Annotated in this window: 18 protein-coding genes and 1 tRNA gene; 6 read left to right on the top strand and 13 right to left on the bottom strand. The window is 68.9% G+C overall.

Features of this window, described 5'->3' with window-relative positions; translation table 11 throughout:
- The 3 genes from FHS98_RS08520 to FHS98_RS08510 are packed head-to-tail and all read left to right on the top strand — an operon-like array spanning nt 1 to nt 3,336.
- Nucleotides 1-1,284, top strand: coding sequence for a D-tagatose-bisphosphate aldolase, class II, non-catalytic subunit (locus tag FHS98_RS08520; RefSeq protein ID WP_167102886.1), 1,284 nt, complete (start codon nt 1-3; stop codon nt 1,282-1,284).
- Nucleotides 1,277-2,404, top strand: a complete 1,128-nt coding sequence (locus tag FHS98_RS08515) for an SIS domain-containing protein (RefSeq protein ID WP_243847913.1) — start codon at nt 1,277-1,279, stop codon at nt 2,402-2,404. The genes FHS98_RS08520 and FHS98_RS08515 overlap by 8 nt, the downstream gene beginning before the upstream one ends.
- On the top strand, nt 2,401-3,336 hold the full coding sequence (locus FHS98_RS08510; protein ID WP_167102880.1) for an N-acetylglucosamine kinase: 936 nt from the start codon (nt 2,401-2,403) through the stop codon (nt 3,334-3,336). The genes FHS98_RS08515 and FHS98_RS08510 overlap by 4 nt, the downstream gene beginning before the upstream one ends.
- A gap of 31 nt (nt 3,337-3,367) precedes the next feature.
- Here FHS98_RS08510 and FHS98_RS08505 read toward each other — a convergent pair whose 3' ends face one another.
- Nucleotides 3,368-4,087: a M24 family metallopeptidase gene (locus FHS98_RS08505; RefSeq protein WP_208402117.1), complete on the bottom strand. Its 720-nt coding sequence runs from the start codon at nt 4,085-4,087 to the stop codon at nt 3,368-3,370.
- A 72-nt stretch (nt 4,088-4,159) separates the two neighbouring features.
- Between FHS98_RS08505 and FHS98_RS08500 the strand changes: the two genes are divergently transcribed.
- Nucleotides 4,160-5,863 (top strand): redoxin family protein, encoded by a 1,704-nt coding sequence (locus FHS98_RS08500; protein WP_167102878.1) that lies wholly within the window; start codon nt 4,160-4,162, stop codon nt 5,861-5,863.
- 27 nt (nt 5,864-5,890) lie between these two features.
- On the opposite strand, the gene FHS98_RS08495 is transcribed toward FHS98_RS08500, so the two are convergent.
- Nucleotides 5,891-7,432, bottom strand: coding sequence for a cation:proton antiporter (locus FHS98_RS08495; protein ID WP_167102875.1), 1,542 nt, complete (start codon nt 7,430-7,432; stop codon nt 5,891-5,893).
- A 49-nt stretch (nt 7,433-7,481) separates the two neighbouring features.
- On the opposite strand from FHS98_RS08495, the gene FHS98_RS08490 reads away from it, so the two are divergent.
- Nucleotides 7,482-8,744: a flavin monoamine oxidase family protein gene (locus FHS98_RS08490; protein WP_243847912.1), complete on the top strand. Its 1,263-nt coding sequence runs from the start codon at nt 7,482-7,484 to the stop codon at nt 8,742-8,744.
- Nucleotides 8,745-8,747: 3 nt separating this feature from the next.
- Here the strand turns inward: FHS98_RS08490 and FHS98_RS08485 are convergent, their stop codons facing one another.
- The 9 genes from FHS98_RS08485 to FHS98_RS08445 form a co-directional block, all read right to left on the bottom strand.
- Nucleotides 8,748-9,269: a GNAT family N-acetyltransferase gene (locus tag FHS98_RS08485; protein WP_167102872.1), complete on the bottom strand. Its 522-nt coding sequence runs from the start codon at nt 9,267-9,269 to the stop codon at nt 8,748-8,750.
- 407 nt (nt 9,270-9,676) lie between these two features.
- Nucleotides 9,677-10,063, bottom strand: a complete 387-nt coding sequence (locus FHS98_RS08480; RefSeq protein WP_167102870.1) for a hypothetical protein — start codon at nt 10,061-10,063, stop codon at nt 9,677-9,679.
- Between the two features lie 2 nt (nt 10,064-10,065).
- Nucleotides 10,066-11,499 carry an efflux transporter outer membrane subunit gene (locus FHS98_RS08475; RefSeq protein WP_167103082.1) on the bottom strand — a complete coding sequence of 478 codons (1,434 nt, stop codon included), beginning with the start codon at nt 11,497-11,499 and terminating at the stop codon, nt 10,066-10,068.
- A 25-nt stretch (nt 11,500-11,524) separates the two neighbouring features.
- Entirely contained in the window at nt 11,525-12,688 is a 1,164-nt protein-coding gene (locus FHS98_RS08470) for an efflux RND transporter periplasmic adaptor subunit (protein ID WP_167102867.1), read from the bottom strand.
- Nucleotides 12,678-15,905, bottom strand: a complete 3,228-nt coding sequence (locus FHS98_RS08465; protein ID WP_167102864.1) for an efflux RND transporter permease subunit — start codon at nt 15,903-15,905, stop codon at nt 12,678-12,680. The genes FHS98_RS08470 and FHS98_RS08465 overlap by 11 nt, the downstream gene beginning before the upstream one ends.
- Nucleotides 15,906-16,043: 138 nt before the next feature.
- The gene (locus FHS98_RS08460) at nt 16,044-17,399 is read right to left on the bottom strand and encodes a sensor histidine kinase (RefSeq protein WP_167102861.1); all 1,356 of its coding nucleotides are present in this window, start codon (nt 17,397-17,399) and stop codon (nt 16,044-16,046) included.
- Nucleotides 17,389-18,066: a response regulator transcription factor gene (locus tag FHS98_RS08455; protein WP_167102858.1), complete on the bottom strand. Its 678-nt coding sequence runs from the start codon at nt 18,064-18,066 to the stop codon at nt 17,389-17,391. Before FHS98_RS08455 ends, FHS98_RS08460 begins: the two co-directional genes overlap by 11 nt.
- 70 nt (nt 18,067-18,136) lie before the next feature.
- Nucleotides 18,137-18,565: a hypothetical protein gene (locus FHS98_RS08450; protein WP_167102855.1), complete on the bottom strand. Its 429-nt coding sequence runs from the start codon at nt 18,563-18,565 to the stop codon at nt 18,137-18,139.
- A 141-nt stretch (nt 18,566-18,706) separates the two neighbouring features.
- Nucleotides 18,707-20,113 (bottom strand): sensor histidine kinase, encoded by a 1,407-nt coding sequence (locus FHS98_RS08445; protein ID WP_167102852.1) that lies wholly within the window; start codon nt 20,111-20,113, stop codon nt 18,707-18,709.
- Nucleotides 20,114-20,419: 306 nt separating this feature from the next.
- On the opposite strand from FHS98_RS08445, the gene FHS98_RS08440 reads away from it, so the two are divergent.
- The gene (locus FHS98_RS08440; protein WP_167102849.1) at nt 20,420-22,057 is read left to right on the top strand and encodes a hypothetical protein; all 1,638 of its coding nucleotides are present in this window, start codon (nt 20,420-20,422) and stop codon (nt 22,055-22,057) included.
- 133 nt (nt 22,058-22,190) lie between these two features.
- Here the strand turns inward: FHS98_RS08440 and FHS98_RS08435 are convergent.
- Together FHS98_RS08435 and recJ are read right to left on the bottom strand one after the other, a co-directional pair.
- A tRNA-Glu gene (locus FHS98_RS08435) sits at nt 22,191-22,266 on the bottom strand.
- Nucleotides 22,267-22,325: 59 nt separating this feature from the next.
- Nucleotides 22,326-24,092, bottom strand: coding sequence for a single-stranded-DNA-specific exonuclease RecJ (gene recJ, locus FHS98_RS08430; protein ID WP_167102846.1), 1,767 nt, complete (start codon nt 24,090-24,092; stop codon nt 22,326-22,328).
- Nucleotides 24,093-24,129 lie beyond the last annotated feature (37 nt).

The following is a 24,129-nucleotide window of genomic DNA, read 5'->3' as shown; positions in this document are numbered from 1 at the left end:
ATGCAACTGATTCGAAATCTGATCGACCGTCACAAGCGCGGTGAACCCATCGGCCTCACCTCGGTCTGCTCCGCGCACCCCCTGGTGATCGAGGCGACGTTTGCCCACGCGCTCCGCCACGACACGCCGCTGGTGCTGGTCGAGGCCACCTCCAATCAGGTGAATCAGGACGGTGGCTATACGGGGATGGTGCCCGCCGATTTCCGCGCGTTCGTGGAGGGGATCGCCGACCGCCTCGGCTTCCCGCTCGCACGGCTGGCGCTGGGCGGCGACCATCTCGGCCCCAATGCCTGGACCGCGCTCTCCGCCGGGGAGGCCATGGCCAAGGCCGAAGTGATGGTGGCCGATTATGTCCGCGCGGGCTTCGGCAAGATCCATCTCGATTGCTCGATGAGCTGCGCCGACGATCCCGTCCCCCTCCCCGAGCGCACCATCGCAGAGCGCGCAGCCCGCCTCTGCCGCGCGGCGGAAGACGCCTATGCCGGCGATCCGGCCGACGCACCCGTCTATGTGATCGGCACGGAAGTGCCCGTCCCCGGCGGGGCGGCGGAGGATCTCGACACGCTGGCCGTCACCGCCCCCGAGGCGGCGCTCGCGACGCTCGACATGCACCGCGCCCTGTTCCGCGAGGCCGGGCTCGACGGCGCCTGGGATCGCGTGATCGCCACCGTGGTGCAGCCCGGCGTCGAGTTCGATCATATGAAGGTGGTCGACTATCGGCCCGAAGCCGCGACCGCGCTCAGCGCCGCGATCGAACCTGTCGATCATATCGTCTTCGAGGCGCACTCGACCGATTATCAACAGGCGACGGCCCTGGCGGCGCTGGTGCGCGACCATTTCGCCATCCTCAAGGTCGGGCCGGGCGTCACCTTTGCCTTGCGCGAAGCGTTATGGGCGCTCGATGCGATCGAAAAGGAAACCATCGATGCACCGAAACGCGCCCGTCTGCGCGACGTGTCGATCGCCCGGATGAAGGCCGAGCCCGGCCATTGGCGGCGCTATTATCACGAGGCGGGCGCGGCACTCGACCTCCAGCTCCAGTACAGCCTGAGCGATCGCATCCGCTATTACTGGCCGGACGCGGAGATCGCCGCGGCGCAGGCGCGACTGTTCGACAATCTGCGCGAACACACGCCGCCGCTGCCGCTGCTCAGCCAATATCTGCCGGCGGCCTATGCCGCCGTGCGCGCGGGCTCGGCGACGCTCGACCCGATCGATCTCATCGTCGCCCATATCGGCGCGACGCTCGATGCCTATCATGGAGCCTGCACTCCCCATGCCTGACACCTCGCCCACGCCCGGCGCCGAAAGCTGGACCCGTCGCGAAATCCTCCAGCAACCCGACACGCTGCGCGCGACGCAGGCGGTTCTGCGCGGCCGGCAGGCGGAGATCGAAGCTTTCCTCGGTCCTCTCCTCGCCAAGCCCGATCTGCGGATCATGCTGTGCGGTGCCGGCACCTCCGCCTTCATCGGCGAATGCCTCGCACCATGGCTGACGGCCACGCTGGGCCGTCCGGTCGAAGCGGTGGCGACCACCGATATCGTCGGCTCGCCGGCGCTTTATCTGGATGCCGCGCGGCCGACGCTGATGATCTCGTTCGGCCGCTCGGGCAACAGCCCGGAGAGCCTCGCGGCAGTCGATCTGGCGGACGCGCGGATCGCGTCGATCCATCACCTCGTCATCACCTGCAATGGCGAAGGCGCGCTGGCCCGTCGCGGATCGGCCAACAGCCATGTCGTGGTGCTGCCCGAGGCGACGCACGACCGCGCCTTCGCCATGACGTCGAGCTTCAGCGCGATGATGCTGGCGGCACTGTCGATCCTGACCGGCATCGGCGCCATGGACGCGCGCGTCGATGGGATCGCGAACGCCATCGCCACCCTGCTGCCGCGAGCGGACACCGCCGCGGCCACCCTCGCCGCGCGGGATTTCGAGCGCGTCGTCTATCTCGGCAGCGGCGTGTTCCAGGGGCTGGCGCGCGAGGCCGCGCTCAAGCTGCTCGAACTGACCGATGGCGCCATCCCCACGACCTTCGATTCCTCGCTCGGCTTCCGCCATGGGCCGAAAACCATCGTCACCGCGCGCACGCTGGTGGTGGTGTTCGTGTCCGCCGATCCGCTGACCCGCCTCTATGACCTCGACATCATCGAGGAACTGCGCGCAGACGGACGCTGCGGCGCGGTACTCGCCATCTCTGCGCGCAACGAAGGCGGAGAGACGATCATGGTGGATGATGCCACGGACCTCGACGATGCCGGCCTGCTTTTTCCCTATATCGTGCCGGCGCAGCTTTTCGGGCTGCATTGCTCGCTGCATCTCGGCCGCACGCCGGACCGGCCCAACGCCAGCGGCACGGTAAACCGTGTCGTGCAGGGCGTCCGCATCCACACGACGGCGGCATGAGCGTCTTCCTCGGCGTCGACGGCGGCGGCACCAAGACGGAGTTCGTCTGCATCGACGAGGCCGGCCGCGTCATCGCCCGCGCGGTCACGGGCACGACCTATCATCTCCAGATCGGGCTGGACGAGGCGATCGCGCGGCTCGGGCAGGGGATCGAGGCGGTGTGCGGACAACTCACCCTGTCGCCGGCGGGCCTGCGCCGCGCCTTCTTCGGGTTGCCCGCCTTTGGCGAGGACGCCGCCATCGATCCGCTGCTCGATGCGGCGTGCGGCCGGCTGCTCGGCCACGACCGCTATCGCTGCGACAATGACATGGTGTGCGGCTGGGCGGGCTCCCTCGCCTGCGCGGACGGGATCAACCTCGTCGCGGGCACGGGCTCGATCGGCTATGGCGAGCGACAGGGCCGCAAGGCGCGCGTCGGCGGCTGGGGCGAGATCTTCGGCGACGAGGGCTCGGCCTACTGGATCGCGATACAGGGCCTCAACGCCTTCACCCGGATGAGCGATGGCCGCCTGCCCGCAGGCCCCTTGAAACAGGCCCTCGCGCGCGAGCTGGCGCTGGCCTCCGATCTCGACATCTGCGCCCGCGTGATGGGCGAGAAGGGCATGGCCCGCGACGAGATCGCCGGCCTGGCCCGGATCGTCTCCGATGCCGCCGACCAAGGCGACGCGGAAGCCGCCGCCATCCTCGACCGCGCCGGATCGGAACTGGCGGCCATGGCGCAGGCGCTGCGCCGGAACCTCGGGTTCGGGGAAAGCGAGACGGTGCTGCTCTCCTGGTCGGGCGGCGTGCTGACGAAGCAGGCGACGGTACGGACGGCGCTGCGGCGGCATCTGGATCGACAGGGGCACTATGCGGTCATCGAACCGCGTCACGATCCCGCGCTGGGGGCAGCTCTCTATGCGGCGTTGCTGGATCGTGCATCACCGGCCTGAGCGCCCCCGCGATCGGTTCCGCCGTCCTCCGCTAAAGCGCCGCCTCAGGCGCCGAGGAGCAGCCGCTCGTAGAAGCCACCGAAAGCGCCGTCGGGCGACAGGAGGTGGATTTCCAGGATCCAGTGCCGCTCACGGCCGAAACCGTCCCGATCGCGCATCCTCGTCGGGTTCTCGGGGCGGATATGGCCGTGATGCTTGATGCCGGGCCAGCGGGCATGGGGAAATTCGCCGACGAGGTGCCGGCGATCGTCCCCCCGAAGCGCCAGCCCGCCTGCTCCGCGGATCGGCAGGCAAAGGCATAAAGGTCCGCCCCGCTGATGTCCGGCCGCTCCAGGAAATGGCGCTTCACCGCCTCGAACTGGACGGGCAGGGCCGCGACCAGCGCCGCCTTGCGGGGATCGCCGCCCACCGCATAGCTCCGGCCGACGTCCGCCTCCCATTCCTCGAACACCGGCCCGAGATCGACGAACACCATGTCGTCCTCGCCGATGACGCGGATCGGCGGATTGTCGCCGGCGACGGCCAGCGTGTTGGCGCCGGCGCGGACGATCCGCTTGTGCCAGTGCTTCTCCACGCCGAACCGCTCCTCTGCGAGGCGAAGAATATCCTGCTCCACCTCGCGCTCGCTGCGTCCGGGGGCGATCAGGCCGCCCGCCTCGATCGCATCGAGCAACGCCAGAGCGCTGGCTTCGGCGGCGATCAGGTTGCGGTGGCGCTCGCGCTCCTCGTCGGCGGTCGGCATGTCCGTCATCTATCCTCGTTGTAACCCCTTTCCCCTGTCGCACGAAAACCGATCAGATTCCGCTGACAAGAGACCCCATCCGTGCTGCTTTACATCATCGCCTATTTGGGCGGCGCCCTGACCATCATCAGCCCGTGCATCCTGCCCGTTCTTCCGTTCGTGTTCGCGCGCGCGGATCGCCCGTTCCTGACGAACGGCCTGCCCATGCTCGTCGGCATGGCGCTGATGTTCATGGCCGTCGCCACGCTGGCGGCGCTGGGCGGCGGCTGGGCGGTGGAGGCCAATCAATATGGCCGGGCGACGGCGCTGGTGCTGCTGGCGCTGTTCGGGGTGACCTTGCTCTTCCCCGCCTTCGCGGACCGGCTGATGCGGCCTCTGGTCGGCTTCGGCGCGCGGCTTTCCCAGCAGGCGGACGCGCAAGGATCGGGGCTGGGCGCGTCGCTGCTGCTCGGCATCGCGACCGGCCTGCTCTGGGCGCCCTGCGCGGGGCCGATCCTCGGCCTCGTGCTGACCGGCGCCGCGCTTCAGGGCGCGAGCGTGGGGACGAGCCTGCTGCTCCTCGCCTATGCGCTGGGCGCGGCGACCTCGCTCGGCATGGCGCTGCTGATCGGCGGGCGGCTGTTCAAGGCGATGAAGCGCTCGCTGGGCGTCGGCGAGTGGGTGCGCCGCGCGATCGGCGCGGCGGTGCTGGCGGCGGTGGCGGTGATCGCGCTGGGCGTCGACACCGGCTTCCTATCGCGCGCCTCGCTCGCCGGCACCAACGGCGTCGAGCAGGGCCTGCTCGATCGCTTCCAGATGGCCCGCAAGGCGGAACGCAGCGATCTTGCCGACGAAGGCGCGATGCCGCCGCTCGACGGCGCGGTGACCTGGCTCAACTCGCCGCCGCTCGGCGCGCAGGCGCTCAAGGGCAAGGTCGTGCTGGTCGATTTCTGGACCTATAGCTGCATCAACTGCCTGCGCTCGCTGCCTTATGTGAAGGCGTGGGCCGACAAGTATCGCGCCGACGGGCTGGTGGTGATCGGCGTTCACGCGCCGGAGTTCGCCTTCGAGAAGGACGTCGCCAACGTCCGCAAGGCGGTCCACGATCTCGGCATCGACTATCCGGTGGCGGTCGACAACGACTATGCGATCTGGCGCGCTTTCGACAATCATTACTGGCCGGCGCATTATTTCATCGATGCCAAGGGCCGCATCCGCCACCATCATTTCGGCGAGGGCGACTATGCCGGGTCCGAGCGGATCATCCAGCAGCTCCTCGCCGAGGCGCATCCCGGCAAGAGCTTCGGCGGCATGGTGACGGACGCCGGCAAGGGCGTCGAGGCGGTCGCCAGCGACGACGTGGCCTCGCCGGAGACCTATATCGGATATGCACGGGCGGAGCGCTCCGTCTCGCGGCCGGAAACGGTGCGCGGGCAGCCGGCCGTCTATGCTGCGCAGCCGACAGGCCTCAACCAGTGGGGCCTGGCCGGCGCGTGGACGGTCGGCGCCGAACATGCGGTGCTGGACAAGGCCGGCGGCCGCATCCTCTATCGCTTCCATGCGCGCGACCTGCATCTGGTGCTGGGGCCGGGCGCGAACGGCCGCCCGATCCGCTTCCGCGTCACCATCGACGGCAAGGCACCGGGCGAGGACCATGGAACCGACACCGACGCCGCCGGCAACGGCATGGTCGACGGGCAGCGGCTCTATCAGCTCGTCCGCCTGAAGAACGGGGCGGCGGACCATGCGTTCGCCATCGAGTTCCTCGATCCGGGCGTGGAGGCCTACAGCTTCACCTTCGGCTAGGGCGCGGGCGGCAATGCGGCGCGCGTATCACGTCTCCTCGATGCGCCGCTTGTCGTCGGGGAGGACGACGATCTCCCACCAGTCTATGTCTTCCAGCAGCCAGTTATATTCGTCGATGTTGATCCGGTTCTCGGCGCGCGCCTGTTCCAGCGTCGCCCGCTGGGTGGCGACGGCGGCGAGGGCCAGCTCCCGGAAACGCGCCAGCCGCCTCCCGTCGCCGGACGTGACGATCGCTTCGTTCGTGAAGCCGTAGATGGCCCGCAGCGGCGCGGCCTCCTCCGCCTCCGCATCGTCCAGCGAAGCGAGGGCCGCCCCGACAAGCTGGCGCTGGACGGCGGCGAAGCCGTCCGGCCCGTGAGGCTTGAGGTTCAGCCCCAACAGCCGGATGACCGGGCCGAGCGTCAGTCCCTGGACGACGAGCGTCGCGATCACCACGCCGAAGGCCGCCAGCACCACCAGGCTGCGCTGGGGGAATGCCGCCGGCAGCGCGAACGCCGTGGCGAGCGTGACCAGCCCGCGCATCCCGCACCAGCTCGCGAGCAGCGCCTCGCGCAGGCTGGCCCGCTGCGGCTCGCCGCGCCGCCGCAGATACCAGGCATAGCTCCGGTTGAAGCCGACCGCGACGATCGCCCGCGCGACCAGCACGATCATCACGACCAGAGCGGTGAAGCCCAGCGCCCGGTGCAGTTCCGCCCCCGACAGGTTCGCCATGATCGCCTGCGCCTGCATTCCCATCAGCAGGAACGCCATCACGTTCAGCACGAACACCACCGCGCCCCATATCGCATAGGACGACACCCGCATCCGCGCGGACGCGGGGCCGCCGCTGGAGCGCGCCAGCCCCATCGCCAGCGCCACGATGCTCAGAACGGGCGAGAGGCCGAGATGGCTGGCCGCGATCCAGGTGAGGAAGGTGCTGACGAACTGCAACAGCACGCCGCCGAGCGTTCCGGCGACGAAGCGGCTGAGCCGGGCGAACACCCACGCCACCGCCATGCCGAACAACACCCCGCCCGGCACCGCGATCGCCAGATGCAGCAGCGTCTCCGTCGAAAGCCCGCCCGATGTCTGCGCGGAAAGCGCGGTTCCGAAAAGCAGCAGGGCGGCGGCGTCGTTGAACAGGCTCTCGCCTCGGAGGACGGTGTCGGTCCGGCGCGGGATGGCCATCGAGGAGAGCACCGCCGTCGCCGCCGCCGCATCCGGTGGCGCCACGATCGCGCCGAGCACGATCGCCGCGGCCAGCGGCAATCCCGCGACGGCCCAGCCTGCCCAGGCCACCAGCGCCGTCGTCACCACCACCCCGCCGACCGCATAAGCGAGCAGCGGCGCCCAGAAGCGGCGCGCGGTGCCGATCGGGAAGTCGAAGGCCGAATCCATCAGCGCCGGCGCGATGAACAGCGCGAGCGCGGTTTCGGGGTCGATCGGCAGATGGGGCGCGCCGGGCACCAGCGCCACGATCACCCCGGCCAGCGCCAGCATCGAGGGATAAGGCAGGGAGAGCCGCCGCGAGATTTGCAGCAGCACGATCGCCGCCAGCAGCAGGACGAGAAGGCTCTCGAAAAAAGTCATGCTCCGACTGTATCGCAATCGGCGCCGGAATCGCCATCATGGAAGCTCTATGGAGGATCAGGGGGGCTTCATCATGAGCGATCGGGTGGATGTCGCCATCGTCGGCGCCGGCGCGGCCGGTATCGCGGCCGCGCGAAGCCTCGCGTCGCGGGGCCGCTCGATCCTGCTGGTCGAAGCCCTTCCCCGGCTCGGCGGGCGGGCGCACACGGATAGGATCGCGGGCGTGCCGCTCGATCTGGGCTGCGGCTGGCTCCACTCCGCCGAGCGCAATCCCCTCGCCGCGCTGGCGGAGGCCAGGGGCGAGCCTCTCGATCGCCGACGGAGCGCCTGGCACAAGCAGCTCCGCGATCTCGGCATCCCGGCCGGGGAGCAGCGGGACGCCTGGGCCGCCTATGAGCGTTTCGGAGAAGCCCTGCGTCGCGAGCCGCCGCCAAGCGACCGGGCGGGTGACGCGCTCGCGGCCACGGACCGCTGGCGGCCGTTCATCGACGGGCTGAGCAGCTTCATGAACGGGACCGAGCTGGAGCGGCTCTCGGTCGCCGATTTCCTCGCTTATGACGACGCCGCCAGCGAGAATAACTGGCGCCTGCCCGGCGGCTATGGCGCGTTCATCGTGTCGCTCGCCCGCGAACTGCCGATCGCGCTCGGCACCCGCGTAACCTCGATCGCCCAGGGCCGGGACATAACGCTGGAGACCAGCGGCGGGCCGATCACCACTCGCGCCGCGATCGTGGCGGTGCCGACCACCATGCTCGCGCGCGGAACGATCCGCTTCGCCCCGGCGGTGGACGATCATCTCCACGCCGCCGCCGGCCTGCCGCTCGGGCTGGCCGACAAGATATTCCTGTCCATCGCCGACCCGGACTCGGTGCCGCCGGAATCGCATCTGCTGGGGCGGCTGGATCGCGCCGCGACCGGCAGCCACTATATCCGGCCGCTGGGCCGGCCCGTGATCGAGACCTTCCTCGGCGGCGCCCATGCGCAGGCGTTGGAGGACGAAGGCGAAGCCGCCGCCGCAGCCTTCGCGATCGAGGAGCTGCGCCATCTGCTCGGCGCCGATTTCGCGCGAGGCCTGACGCCGATCATGGCGACGCGCTGGGCGCATGAGCCCACGATCGGCGGCTCCTACAGCCATGCCCTGCCCGGCCGCGCCGATGCCCGGAAGCTACTCCGCACCCCGGTCAGCGAGCGGCTGTGCTTCGCCGGCGAAGCTTGCTCGCCCGTGGATTTCTCCACGGCCCACGGCGCCTGGGAAAGCGGCCTGGCCGCCGCCGACTGGATCGAACGGGGCCTGCGGCGGGAGAAGGCATGACCGTCACGCGCGATCGGGGTGGAGCAATCCCATCAGGATCACGTCGGTCCATCGGCCATCGATGAAATGGGCGTGGCGCAACCGGCCCTCTTCCTGAAAGCCGAGCGACGCGTAGAGCCTCAGGGCGCGATCATTGCCGGCGAAGACGCTCAGCGCCAGCCGGCTGAGGTTGAGATGGCTCCAGCAATAGTCGACGGCCAGCCGCAGCGCCTCGCGCCCCTTGCCCTTGCCGCGATCGCGAGGGTGGCCGATCAGGACGCCGAGAACCGCGGATCGATGGATCGCGTGGATCTGCATGATCTGCACATAACCGACGATGTCGGTCGTCTCGCGCGATCGTATCGCGAAGAAGACGCGGCTGCGATCCTCCGCCGTATTGAGCCAGAACGCCTCCTGCCGTTGCCAATTGGGCGGATGATAGGGCTCGTTGAACCGGGCGGTGTCCGGCGTGTCCGCCCATTGGAACAGGGCCGGCAGGTCGACCGGCAGGATCGGCCCCAACGCGATGCTCTCGGCAAAGATCATGATGCGGGCACCGGCGGCGATACGCGGCTCGGGCGCGGAACGTGGCGGTCTGTTGCCAGGTGGATCGATCCGAAAATCCCGCGCATCTTCCTCAGCCATCCCGCTGCCCCGCGCGCTGCACCAGACGAATGTTAATGCCGGATGGCTGAATATGTCCCCGTCGACACGGAGAGGGCGCGGGCGCGCAACCCCGAGGCATGGGGAGTGAAATTCATTTCATTAGCCAGCCCGAAGCCATGACCGCATCATCAGCAGGCCGAACGAGCGCCGGCATGGCCTTAACCCCGCCATTCCCCGCGCGTTCAGCCCCATATGCTGGGTCGCCGATCCGCTCATCGGCGAAACTCGCCACCGCCGGTCTTCGGGCCGGTGGTGGCGAAACTCTTACCGGATATCCGCCTTCCAGATCAGTTCGGGCCATGCCGGTCGACGGATCGATCGACCGAGACCGTCCGCACATGGCCGCCGGGAGCATCGAGACGGACCGCCCAGCGAATGTCGTCCGCCGCGCCGTCCGCCAGCGAATATTGATGGAAGAGGCAATGCCGCACGTCGGGCGCGCGATGTTCGCTCCGGCATGTCGCGCCGGCACCGATGAGCATGGCCTGCGCGTCGCCCACGCCCGTGCCCGCCGGGATCGCCTCGGCAAGGCGGCGCTCCGCCTCGCCCGTTCCGCCGCTTTTCGCATAGCCGCCTTCGAGCTCCCGGAAGCCGGGCACGGGGACGCCGGCAACGGCCGCCGACGACCAGACAAGCGCGCAGGCAAGGCCCAGCAGGGCGGAATGTTTCGGCATCGTCATGCTCCTGTCGAAGGGGTCGTTCGGGAAGGGGTGGTCTGCGTCCGGGCGGTCTGGGCGCCGCCCCGCCAGCCGCCGCCCAGCGCCTTGATGAGGCCGACGCTCGCCTGAAGGCGCAGCGTCTCGAGCCGGATCGCCTGGCGGCGGGTGCGCAGCGCCGTGGTCTGCGCGGTCACCACGTCGAGATAATCGACCGCGCCCTTCACATAGCGGTTGAGCGACAGCCGCTCGGCCTGCGCGGCCTGGGTCACGGCCTGATCCTCGGCCACCGCCTCGTCGCCGAGATGGTGGAGCTGGGAGAGGCCGTCCTCGACGTCCTGAAAGGCCTTCAGCACATCGCCGCGATAATCGGCCGTCGCCTGCGTCCAGTTGGCCCGCGCGACGGCGACCTGCGCGCGACGGCGGCCGCCGTCGAACAGGTTGAGCACCGCGCTCGGCCCCACCGACCAGAAGATGTTGGGCGCCGTGAACAGCCCCGGCAGGCCGGTGTTCTGGAAACCGCCCTGCCCGCTCAGCGAGATGGAGGGGAAGAAGGCGGCCCGCGCCACGCCGATCTCCCGGTTCGCGGCGTACATGCGGCGTTCGGCGGCGGCGACATCGGGCCGGCGCTGGAGCAGCGTCGAGGGCAGGCCCGCCGGAATCGGCGGCAGGGTCAGGCTGGCCGGCGCGGCCTCGATCGAGAAGTTCGGCGCGGGCGTGCCGACGAGGCTGGCGATGGCATGCTCGGTGAGCGCGCGGGCGTTGCGCAGGTCGGCGAGCTGGGCCTGCGCCTCGGCGAGCTGGGCGCCGGACTGGCCCGTCTCGATGCCGGTGGCGATGCCGCCCGCGAAGCGGCGGCGCGTCATCGCATCCGCCTTGGCATAGGCATCGACGGTGGCGGAGAGCAGGTCGATCTGCCGGTCGTAACCGCGCAGCGCGATATAGCTCGACGCGAGCTGGCTCTGGAGGCTCAGGCGGATGGCGGCGAGATCGTCGGCGCTCGCCTCGGCCTCGGCGCGCCCGGCGGCGACCGAGTTGCGCACCCGGCCCCACAGATCGAGTTCATAGCCGGCCTCGCCGCCCACGGTGTCGGCCGGATAGAGATCCGGCTGGTTCGAGCCGCGCAGCGGGCGGTTGTCGGACTGGCGGTTGCGCGTGATGTCGGCGTCGAGGCCGATATGCGGGAAGAGCCCCGCCCGCGCCTCGCGCAGATAGGCGCTCGCCTCGTCATAGCGGCCGAGCGCGCCGGCCAGCGTAGGATTATCGGTGCCGATGCGCCGTTCGAGGCCGTCGAGCGTGGCATCGCCGAACAGCGTCCACCAGTCCCCGGCGGCCGAAAGGCTGGCGGGTTCTGCGGGTGTCCACGGCCCCTGCTCCTTGTAGGCGACGGGTGCCGGGGCCACTGGCGGATGATAGGCCGGCGCGAAGGAGCAGCCGCTGGAAGCCGCCAGCATCAGCCATGCGGCCGCGCGAAGACGCTCAGCCACGACCGCCCTCGCCGACGCGGACCAGCTCGCCCGACGCGATCGAGTCCGGCGGATTGTCGACGATGCGCGCGGCGGAGGAGAGGCCCGACACCACCTCCACCGTGCCGCCCAGATCGCGCCCGAGCGTCACCGGCTGGAGACGGATGCGATCGCCGGGGCCGACCATCGCCACCTGCGTGCCCGCCGCGCGGAAGACGAGCGTGCTCGACGGGATCGTCACCGTCCCCGCCTGCCCCGGCACCGCGAACTTCACCTGCGCATAGCCGCCGGGCTTCAGCACCTCGCCCGGATTGTCGGCGACGAGCTGGACCTGCAAGGTGCCCGTCCGGCTGTCGATCGCGCCCGAGGTGCCGATCACATGCGCGTCGAAGCTCCGGCCCGGATAATCCGGCACGCTGAGCGTCGCGCCCAGCCCCGGCCGCATCGCCGCCGAATAGGCCTGCGGCACGTTCACATAGAGGCGGATGCGGTGGACGTCGGCGACGGCGAACATCGGCTGCTGATTGCTCGCGCCCGGCCCGACGAGATCGCCGATGTCCGCATTGCGCGCCGTCACCACGCCCGCGAAGGGCGCGCGGACGGTGGCATAGGCCTTCTGCGCGAGCAGCCGGTTGAGATTGGCCTCCGCGCCCTGAACGTCCGCATTCCTGGCGGCGAGATCGCCATTCTTCTCGTCCGCCTCCTGCCTGGAGACGGAGGCGCTGGCGAGCAGATCGTTCCAGCGCGCCGCCGTCGATCGGGCGAGCGCCGCGTTGGCGCGCGCGCTGGCGAGCGCGGCGCGGGCCTGCGCGATCTGCTGGTCCAGCTCGGGCGTCTCGATCGAGCCGAGCGGCGTGCCGGCGGGGACATCCGCGCCGATATCCTTGTACCAGCCCTTCACATAGCCGCCGACGCGCGCATAGAGCCGCGCCGCGTTCCACGCCTCCATCGTGCCCGGCAGCGTCAGCCCGTCCGAAGCCGCCGAGGCCTTCACCGCGACGAGGTGGACGGTCGGCACCGATCGCGCGTCGGACCAGTGCTGCGCCTCATGCGCCTCGCTCGACCGGCTGACGACGCCCGCCACGACCACGCCCGCCGCCACGACGGCCGCCACGACACCGGCGATCTTCAGCCCACGCGGCGCGGCCGGGGCATGGGAAACGGCTTCATTCTGCATAGACCAAACCTTCGGGAGCGGTGCCGGCGGCGGGCTCGTCGGCGGGACGGTGCCTGCGGTGGGCGATCGAGAAGACGACGGGCACGAAGACGAGCGTGGCGATGGTGGCGCAGATCAGCCCGCCGATGACGGCGCGGCCGAGCGGGGCGTTCTGCTCGCCGCCTTCGCCGAGGCCGAGCGCCATGGGCGCCATGCCGATAATCATGGCGAGCGCGGTCATCAGCACCGGGCGGAAGCGGGTGGCGCCGGCCTCGGCCGCCGCCTTCATCGCGTCGCCGACCACCTCCAGCCGCTCGCGGGCGAAGCTCACCACCAGCACCGAGTTGGCGGTGGCGACGCCCATGCACATGATCGCGCCCGTCAGCGCCGGCACGGAGAGCGGCGTGCGGGTCGCGAACAGCATCCACACGATCCCCGCCAGCGCCGCCGGCAGCGCCGAGACGATCACCGCCGGATCGACCCAGCTCTGGAAGTTCACGACGATCAGCAGGTAGATCAGCACGATCGCGCCGAGCAGGCCGAGGATCAGCCCGGTGAAGGCGGTGTTCATCGTCTCCACCTGCCCGCGCAGCGCCACGGTCGCGCCCTTGGGCAGATCGCCCCTGGTCGCCTTGATGATCTTCTGGATGTCGCCCGCCACGGCACCCAGATCGCGGCCCTGCGTGGTGGCATAGACGTCATAGGCCGGCTGCACCGCATAATGCGAGATCACCGCCGGCGACGGCTCGCGATGGATCGTGCCCAGCGCGCCCAGCACCTGGAAGTCGCCGGGCTTCGAACCGGTGACGGGGATGTTGTTCAGCGCCGCCATCGTGTCGGTGCGATATTGCGGGGTCTGGACGACGATCGGGTAGGAGACGCCGTTCCTGGGGTTCAGCCAGAAGGCCGGTGCGATCTGGAAGCTGCCCGCGAGGTTCACCGCGAGGCTGCGCGTCACGTCGTTCTCGGTGATGCCGAGGCGATCCGCCTGCGTGCGGTCAACATCGAAGGCGAGTTCAGGATAGTCGCTCGCCTGCTGGAGGCGGACATCGGCGATGCCGGCGACATGGCCCATCTTCTCGACCAGCTCGTGGGCATAGGCCTCGTTGGCCTTCACGTTCGGCCCCGTGACCATCACGTCCACCGGAGCGGGCGCGCCGAAGTTCAGGATCTGGCTGATGATGTCGGCCGGCAGGAAGGAGAAGGTCGAGCCGGGGAAGGCATCCGGCAGCGCCTTGCGCAGCGCCTTCACATAGCCGGCGGTCGGATGATGATCCCTGGTCAGCGTGATGAGGATGTCCCCATCCTGCGGGCCGACGCCGCCGGTGTTGGAGTAGGCGCGGTTGATGCCCGACACCGGCAGGCCGATATTGTCGACGATCGAGCCCAGTTCGTCGGCGGGGATCGTGCCGCGGATGCGATCCTCGATATGATCGAACAGCGCCGCCGTCTCCTCGATCCGGGTGCCGACCGGCGCGCGGACGTGAAGGTTGATCTGGCCGGAATCGACGGTCGGGAAGAAGTTGCGCCCCAGCAGCGGGATCAGCGCGAAGGACAGCAGCACGACGCTCAGGAAGCCGATCACGAACCCCCGCCGCCGCGCCAGCGCGAAGGCGAGGATCGCGAGATAATAGGCACGCACCGCCTCGAAGCGGACCTCGAAGCCCTGTTGGAAGCGCCGGAACGGATTGCGGCTCTTCGGTCGCCCCGCCATCGCGTCATGGCTGACCATGACCTCGGCGGTGTGCTCCGACGCATGGTCGCGCAGCAGATAATTGCCCATCGTCGGCACCAGCGTGCGCGACAGGATGAAGCTCGCGATCATCGCGAACACCACCGCCTTCGCCATCGGCGCGAACAGGAAGCCCGCCACGCCCGGCAGGAAGAACATCGGCACGAAGGCGATGCAGATGCACAGCAGCGAGACGAAGGCGGGCCGCACGATCTGCTCCGCGCCGTCGAGGATCGACTGGCGGACCGCCTTGCCCTGCTCCAGATGCCAGTTGATGTTCTCGATGGTGACGGTCGCGTCGTCGACGAGGATGCCGACGGCGAGCGCGAGGCCGCCCAGCGTCATGATGTTGAGCGTCTCGCCCACCGCCGACAGCCCCGCCACCGCCGCGAGGATCGCAAGCGGGATCGAGGCGGCGATGATGACGGTCGAACGCCACGAACCGAGGAACAGCAGGATCATCAGCGAGGTGAGCGCGGCGGCGATCACGCCTTCGCGGATCACGCCCGACACCGCCGCCTTCACGAACAGCGATTGATCCGACAGCGGCTGGACATGGAGGCTCGCCGGCAGCGTCTCCTTGAGCTTGGGCAGCAGCGCCTTCACCTGATCGACGATCGCGATGGTGGAGGCCGAGCCGGACTTCAGCACCGTCATCAGCACCGCCCGCGCGCCGTCGACGCGCACCTCGTTGCGCTGCGGCGGCGAACCGTCGCGGACATGCGCCACGTCGCGCATGTAGACCGTGGTGCCGTCGACCGTCCTGATCGGCAGGTTGTTGAGGTCGTCCACCACCTCGGGGCTGTTGTTGAGGCGAACGTTATATTCGTACTGGCCAATCTTGGTGGTGCCGGCCGGCACGATCTGGTTCTGCGCGGCGAGCGCGAGGCCCACGTCCGTGGCGGACAGCTTGCGCGCCTGAAGCGCCGCCGGATCGAGATCGATCTGAATCTGCCGCTCCTTGCCGCCATAGGGCGACGGGATGGCGGCGCCCTGCACCGAGGCGAGCGACGGGCGGATGAAGTTCTGCCCTAGATCGAAGATCTTCTGCTCCGACAAATCCTTCGAGGACAGCGCGAGCTGGAGGATCGGAACGGTCGAGGCGTTGTAATTGAGGATCAGCGGCGGCGTGATGCCCGGCGGCATCTGCTTCAGCACCGTCTGCGAAACGGACGTCACCTGCGCGGTCGCCGTGCGGATGTCGACGCCAGGCCGGAAGAAGATCTTCACGATGCCGATGCCGTTCAGCGACTGGCTCTCGATATGGTCGATATCGTTGACCGTCGTGGAGAGCTGCCGCTCGTAATAATAGACGACGCGGCCGGACATGTCCTGCGGCGGCAGGCCGCGATAGGTCCATACGGCGGCGATCACCGGAATCTTGATGTCGGGGAAGATATCCGTCGGGGTCTTCACCCACGCGATCGATCCCGACAACAGGATCAGGATCGCGAGCACGACAAAGGTATAGGGCTTGCTCAGCGCAAGCTTGACGAGCTGAAGCATGGACTTCCCGGCGGATGTCTGGGTGCCGACGCTGCGTGACGGCGGGGTTAAAAGCCGCGCCGCAACGCCGACCGGAGGCCTATTCGCCCTATGCGCCTGGAATGGCGAGTGAAATGAATTTCACGGCGCCGCGCAGATTCAGCGGCCTGGACTGTGCAGCCTCGCAATCAAGCCGGGTTTCGCGTCATCGAAGTCCAGGGAAAGCTGATGAAGATGCGCGATCGCGGCAACGACACTGAGGCCCAGACCGGAGCCCTCGACCCCCTCGCTTCCAGCACCGCGATGGAATCGCCGCAGCACGGCCTTGCGCTGATCGGCCGGGATGCCCGGCCCATTGTCCCTGATTTCGATCCGCACCCCGTCACCGGCCGACCGGACACGGATGCCCACCCGGCCACCCGCCGGCGCGAATTTGATGGCATTGTCGATCAGGTTGCCGACCGCCTCGAACAACAGCTTGTCGTCGCCGAACATCCGCGCGCCGTCGGCCGCCTCGAGCGTCAGGGCGATGCCGCGCTCCTCGGCGAGCGGTCCGTAAAGATCGATGGCGGCACGCGCCAAGGCCGCCAGATCGACGGTATGGAAGCCGGCGCGGCGGCTCCCCGTCTCCAGCTCGGAGATGCGCAGCAGCGCCGCGAAGCGTTCCAGCACCATGTCGAGGTCCGCCAGCGCCGCGTCCACCTTGCCGGCCAGCAGCGGCGAGATGTCCGGCTGCTGGCCCGCGCGATAGAGCTGGGCGCGCACGCGGGTGAGCGGCGTGCGCAAATCATGCGCCACCGCGTCGGTGACGGCCTTCACCTGCGAGACGACGCGGCCCACCTCGTCCACCATGGTGTTGACCGTGCCGGCGAACAGATCCAGCTCGTCGCCGCGCCCGAGGATCGGCATCCGTTCCTCCAGATGGCCGGCGGCGATCTTGTGGGCGGAGCGCTGGAGCCGCCCGAGCCGGCGCAGCGGCGCGAAGCTCAGCAGCGTGCCCGCGATCAGGATCAGCAGCGCGATCGCCACGCCGCTGAAGGCCAGCACCTCGAACACGCGCCGACGCAGGTCCACCAGCGGCGTGATGTCGCGGCCGATCAGGATCGTCTCCCCCGCCGCCGTCCGCACCGCGAGCAGACGGACGGGGCCATGCCGCCCGGATCGCCCGGCGATCTCGCGCACATGCCCCGGCACGAAGCCGGACGAGCCCCTGAGATTGCCCGCCAGCGGCCGCCCTTCGCGATCGAGCAGGCCGTAATAGTTGAGCCCGCTCACGCTGCGGCGGATCGCGACCCGGATATGATCGGGAAGTTGATCGCGCCGAATCCCCTCCAGCCGTGCGGCCTCGGCGCGCAGGATGCGGTCGCTGCGGGAATCCAGCTCCCGCGCGGAAAGGCCATAGATCAGCCCGAGCAGCGCCACCACGCCGATCGCGGCCACCAGCCCGAGCAGCAGCGTCAGCCGGAAGGTGCTGGTGTTGCGGATATCCCGGAAGCGCAGGCCTTCAGACAGCATCGAGCCGATAGCCCTCGCCCTTCACGGTGACGATGGCGGAGGGCTTGTCCGGGCGATCGAGCTTCTTGCGCAGGCGGCCGATATGGACGTTGATGAGGTTCGCGCCGGGATCGAAATAATAGCCCCACACCTGCTCGAAGATGATCCGCCGGCTCACCACGTCGCCGGCATTGCGGGCGAGGAATTCGAGCAGGCGGAACTCCATGTGGAGCAGCCGCACCGGCTCGCCCTCCACCCGCACCTTGCGGCGGATCAGGTCCAGCTCGATACCGCCCACACGCAGGATCGCGCTTTCGGAGGATTGCTGGCGGCGGCGCAGCAGCACCTCGACGCGCATCGCCATCTCGTTGGAGGCGAAGGGCTTGATGAGATAATCGTCGCCGCCCGCGCGCAGGCCCGCGATGCGATCGTCCACGTCGCTGAGCGCAGAGATCATCAGCACCGGCAGCAGGACGCGCCGCTCGCGCAACCGCTCGACGAGGACGAGACCATCCATGCCGGGCAACATGCGATCGAGCGTGATCGCGTCGAACGGCTCGCGCATCGCCATGTCGAGCGCGGCCTGCCCGTCATGCACCTGCGCCACCTCATGGCCATGCGCGGTCAGCTCGGTGGCGATTTCCCGCGCGGTTGTGACATCATCTTCGATGACGAGGATACGGGCCATGGATGCAGGATAGAGCCTGAGCCGGCCGGAGCAAGGGACCGAGCCGGATCAGCCCCCTGTCTTCACCCGGTCAGTGCCGCGACCAGAGGCGATCCACCGCGAGGCTGGCGACCTTGTCGTCGACCAGATCGAGCTTCACGTTCCAGTGGACGTCATCGACATATTCGTCACGGGTGGCGACGTCGAAATAGCCGCATCGCTCAGTGGAAGCGCCATCGGCGCGGCACTTCGCGCCGGCCTTGCGGAGCAGCGCCTCGGCATTCGCGCGGGATGTACCGGCCGGGATCGCCTGGTTCAGCGCATCCGTCGCCGGAGCCAGATCGGCGGCGAGCGTGTGGTGCAGATCACCGATCGCAGCGTTGGAAGGCAGCAGCGGGTCACGCGGAGCCTGATATTCCAGCTCCCGGAAGCTCAGCCCCGACGCAGGATCGGCCGCAGCAGGAGCCGCAAAGGACAACGCCGCCGAAGCGATCGCACCGATCACAAGGATTTTGCGCACAATGATCTCCTTCGGGCGGGATCGCTCCCACCCCGATCTCTTCATGAACTCATTTGCATGTTCGCCGGTCAAAACGGCGATCGATCACCAGCATGACGAAGAAGGTCGTCTCTTCCATTCGACAATGAATCAGCATCGACTTCATCGTCCCGTTTTCATCGGCTGACGAGTGAAATGAATTTCACGACCATCCTGCGCCTCTTCGCAGCGGATACGGACGACGAGGCCGGGCTCCGCATCGTCGAACTCCAATCCGAAGCCATGCAGATGCACGATTGCGGCGACGACACTGAGGCCAAGCCCCGTGCCGGGGACGTCGGCGACATCGGCACTGCGATGGAAACGCCGGAGGACCGCACGCCGCTCGTCGGGGGCGATGCCGGGGCCGTCGTCGCGGACTTCGATGATCGGGCCATGGGCGCTGGCCGCCACCGCCACCGCCACATGCCCGCCCTCCGCCACGAACTTGATGGCATTGTCGACCAGATTGCTGACCGCCTCGAACAGCAGCTTGGCGTCGCCCCGCACCTCCGTTTCCGGCGAGGAGAGCAGTTCCAGCGACACCGATCGCTCCTCGGCGAGCGGCTCGTAGAGGTCGCAGACGTCGCGTGCGAGGCGGCTGAGATCGATCGCGCCGAAGCCCGCCCGGCGACCCCGCGCCTCCAGCTCCGAAATGCGCAGCAGCGCGGCGAAACGGTCGAGCACGACATCCAGATCCTCGGTCGCCGCCTCGATCATCGCCGCCGCCTGCGTCTCGACGCCCGGCGACTGGCGGACGCGATAGAGCTGGCTGCGGACGCGGGTGAGCGGCGTGCGCAGATCATGGGCGACGGCGTCCGTCACCCCCTTCACCTGCGCGACCACGCGGCCCACCTCCTCCACCATCGTGTTGACGGTGCCGGCGAACAGATCGAGTTCGTCGCCGCGCCCCATCAGCGGCATCCTCGCTTCCAGATTGCCGGCGGCGATCACGCGGCTGGCCCGTTGCAGATCCCGCAGCCGGCGCAGCGGCGCGAGGCTGAGCGCGAAGCCGCTGACCAGCACCGACAGCGCCGTGGCCAGCCCGCTCCAGATCAGGATCGCCAGCACGCGATGCCGGAGGTCGACGACCGGGCTGATGTCCCGCCCGATCAGCAGCGTCTCGTCCGAAGCTATCCTCACCGCCAGCAGGCGGATCGGCCGATCCCCCACCACGCCGGCGGCGATATCGCTCGCGTGATCGGGCGCGGGACTGCGTGACATGCGGATGTTGCCGGCGACATGCTCGCCATCGATCGCCTTCAGCTCGAAATAATTGAGCCCGCTGGTGTTGCGACTGATCTCGGTGCGGATGCGATCCGGCAATTGGGCGGCCGGCACCGCGCTCAGCAACACCGCCTCGGTGCGGAGGATACGGTCGCTGCGGTTCGTCAACTCGCGGGCGGAAAGCTCGTAGATCAACCCCAGCAGCACCGCCACGCCGAGCGCGAAGACCAGGCCGAACGCCAGCGTCAGCCGGAAGGTGCTGGTGTTGCGGACATCCTGGAGGCGCAGCGGCTCAGCAAGCATGACGGCGCGCGCACCGGATCGGATCGATCCCGCGCATCATGCCCACGGCCCGATTCCGACGAGACATGAAAATGCCCACCACCGACATGAATTTCCATTGCCATCGAAATCGAGTTCAATCTTTACATTTCCCATCTTCGCAAATCGTTCACTTTTTCAAAGTGAAATTAATTTCACCATGACCGAAACCACGACAATTCGGCCATTTTAGAACTGATACTTATCCCGTTGACTCTCGTGTCATAGAAGAGTCATGCGATCTACCTAGCGCCCCTTCCGGTTCACTCTTCCAAAGGGGCAAATTTCATGAAATTGCGTTCAGCGCTTCTCGCTGCCGCGGCGGCGAACATCCTGGTGGCGGGCGCCGCCGGCGCCGCCACCGCCCACAAGCCGCGCCACAAGGCGCCGGCAGGCGACCAGCAGCTCCAGGCGCAGGTGAAGGCGCTTCGGGAGGAGGTCGAGGCGCTGCGCAGCGAGATCGGCGCCCAGAAGAACTCGCAGGTCGCGACGCAGGCGCAGGTCGACTCGACCAACAATGCGCTCCAGGCGACGCGCACCGAGGTGCAGGCGGTGCAGACGCAGGTCGCCGCCACGCTGCCCGTCACCAGGGAGCAAGTGAACACCCAGATCGCCTCGGCGATCGACAAGGAGCATCACAACAGCAAGCTCTATTTCAAGGGCATCACCATCACGCCGGGCGGCTATCTCGAACTGGCCGGCATCTATCGCCAGCATTTCCAGGGCAACGACATCTCGTCGAGCTTCTCGATCCCCTTCCCGAACAACCGCGCGAGCCACACGTCGGAAGGCCGCTTCTCGGCGCGCCAGAGCCGCCTCTCCTTCCTCGCGGAAGGCGCGGTCAACCCGCATGTCCAGCTCGGCATGTATGGCGAGTTCGACTTTCAGGGCGGCGCGCAGACCGCCAACTCCAACCAGTCGAACAGCTATAATCCGCGCATCCGCACCCTCTACGGCACGATCGACTGGAATGAGGGCGATCATGGCTGGCACCTGCTGGCCGGCCAGAACTGGTCGCTGCTCACCACCAATGCCAAGGGCATCACCCCGCGCGCGGAGCTGACTCCACCGCAGATCGACGCGCAGTACGTCCCCGGCTTCGCCTGGGCGCGCCAGCCGGGCATCCGCCTCGCCGGCGACTTCCTCGATCACAAGCTCTGGATCGCGGTCGCGGCCGAGAATCCGCAGACGACCTTCGCCGGCACGGTGCCGCCCAACGTCACCAACAACCAGCAGGCCGGTTCGGGTTTCGATTCCGCCAACACGCTGTCGCTCAACCACCTGCCCGACGGCATCGCCAAGATCGCCTATGACACGCATATCGCGGGCAACGCGGTGCATGTCGAAGGCTTCGGGCTGGTGCGAAGCTTCGACGCGCATCTGAACGGGGCCGGCAACAATTCGGCCACCGGCTACGGCTATGGCGGCAGCATCGTGGCGCAGATCGTGCCGGGCGTGCTCGATGCGCAATTCTCCGGCATCGGCGGCAAGGGCATCGGGCGTTATGGCTCGGCTGGCCTGCCCGACGTCACCTTCTCGGCCGATGGGCGGATCCATCCGCTGAACGAGTTCATGCTGCTCGGCGGCGCGACCCTGCACGCGACCAGGATGCTGGATCTCTACGCCTTCGCCGGCGAGGAGCAGGAGGATCGCAAGATCCTGAGCGGCGGCACCTATGGCGTCGGCCTGCCGACCGCCAACAACAGCGGCTGCTTCATCGAGGGCGGCGCCTGCGCCGGCAACACCCGCCGCATCCGCCAGCTCACCGCCGGTTTCTGGGAGAAGCTCTATCAGGGCTCCTACGGCCGCGCGCAGGTGGGCATCCAGTACAGCTATACACAGCGCCAGCTCTTCGCCGGCGTGGGCGGGATGCCGCAGGTCAGCCAGAACATGGGCTTCCTGAGCTTCCGCTACTATCCGTTCTGATCGACGGGGCACGTCGCCGTTACTGCGACGGCGTGCCCTGACGGCGCCCCCGATACCGGGCGCGGCCATCGCCCCGTCGCACCGGCGAAGGGCAGAAAATCGAACGGGGGCTTGAAGCGAGGGAAGCCGGAAATGGTGACCCCAACGGGACTCGAACCCGTGTTTTCGCCGTGAAAGGGCGACGTCCTAGACCGCTAGACGATGGGGCCGTCCGGCTGTGGAGGGGCGCTTAGGGCAGGCGTGCCGCCGGGTCAAGCACGCTTGCGCATCAATCCGCCCATGCCGCGTCGTCGATGTGCAATTCCGCCGCGCGGCGCTGGCCCCAGTCGTCGATCTTCGCCCGCCCGGCGAGCCACAGCCGGCGCCCAGGCCCCGCCCCCAACAACGCCGCGCCCAGCGGCGTGTCGGCCTGACCGAAGGCCATCGCCTTGATCGGCCGGCCGTCCTCACCCGCCACGATCGCGCGGACATGGTTCTTGCCGACGATGTCCGCCTTCACCACGCGGACCCGCCCGGCCGCAACGCGCGGGCTCGGCCAGCCGGCGCCGTAGGGGCCACCCGCCTCCAGCGCCTCGACCAGTTCCGGCGTGACGCCGCCCGGCCCGACCACCGCATCCACCAGCAACGCCCGCGCCTCGGACGCCGCCGCGACGTCGGCGGCGAGGCGCTCGTCGAGGAAATCCGCCAGCGCATCGAGACGTTCCGCGTCCACCGTCAGGCCCGCCGCCATCGCATGACCGCCGCCTGCGACCAGCAGGCCCGCGTCCTTCGCCGCCATCACCGCCGCGCCGAGGTCCACCCCCGTCACCGAACGGCCCGAGCCCTTGCCGATGCCTTCGTCCACCGCGACGATGATCGCCGGGCGCTGGGCGCGCTCCTTGATCCGGCTGGCGACGATGCCGATCACGCCCGGATGCCAGCCCGCGCCCGAGATCAGCACCACCGAGCGATTGCCCTGTGCGGCGAGCAACGCCTCCGCCTCGTCGCGCACCGCCTGCTCGATGGCGCGGCGCTCCTCGTTGAGCTGGTCGAGTTCGGCGGCGATCGCGCGGGCCTCCGCCTCGTCCTCGGTGGTGAGCAGCCGCACGCCGAGATCGGCGCGACCGACCCGCCCGCCGGCGTTGATGCGCGGGCCGAGCGCGAAGCCGAGATCGGTGCAGGTCGGGTCGCGGGTGAGCCGCGAGGCTTCGAGCAGCGCGGCGAGGCCGATGTTGCGGCGACCGGCCATCACCTTCAGCCCCTGCGTCACGAAGGCGCGATTGAGGCCCTTGAGCTGCGCAACGTCCGCCACCGTACCCAGCGCGACGATATCGAGCAGGTCGAGTAGCCTGGGCTCAGGCCGGCTCGCGAACCAGCCGCGCGCGCGGAGCGTTCGGATCAGCGCCGCGCCCAGCAGGAACGCCACGCCGACGGCGGCGAGATGGCCGTGCGCCGCGCCCTCCTCCTCGTCGAGGCGGTTGGGATTGACGAGGGCATGGGCGACCGGGAGCGCGGTCGAGCATTTGTGGTGATCGACCACGATCACGTCGAGCCCGGCATCCCTGGCCGCCTGGAGCGCCTCGAACGCCTGCGCGCCGCAATCGACGGTGACGACGAGGCTCGCGCCCTGCTCGGCCAGCCGGACCAGCGCGTCGGCGGAGGGGCCATAGCCCTCCAGCAGCCGGTCCGGGATATAGATGCCCGCGCGCAACCCGAGATCGCGCAGCAGGCGGACGAGCAGCGCCGCCGAGGTCGCCCCGTCCACGTCATAGTCGCCGAAGATGGTGACCGGCTCGGACCGCTCGATCGCGTCGGCGAGGCGGTCGGCCGCGCGGTCCATGTCGCGGAAGATCGACGGGTCGGGCATGAAGCCCCGGATCGTCGGGCTGCGATGCGATTCCAGCGCATCACGCGGGCAGCCGCGCGTGAGGAGGAGCTGGTCCACCAGCGCGTCGGGGCGGAAGCCCGTGTCGCTGTCGTCATTGGCAAGGCCTCGCCAGCGCCACGGCTGGCCGAGGATCGAATGGGTCACTCCGCAGGGGGCACTCGCGCTCATGCCCGCGGGGGTAGCCGATCGGCGCCCGCTTGGGAAC

Origin of the sequence: Sphingomonas oligoaromativorans (assembly GCF_011762195.1) — a bacterium.
GTDB classification, from domain to species: Bacteria; Pseudomonadota; Alphaproteobacteria; order Sphingomonadales; family Sphingomonadaceae; genus Solisphingomonas; species Solisphingomonas oligoaromativorans.
The sequence above is the reverse complement of the archived record's forward strand: the minus strand, read 5'-3'. Positions and strand labels throughout refer to the sequence as shown.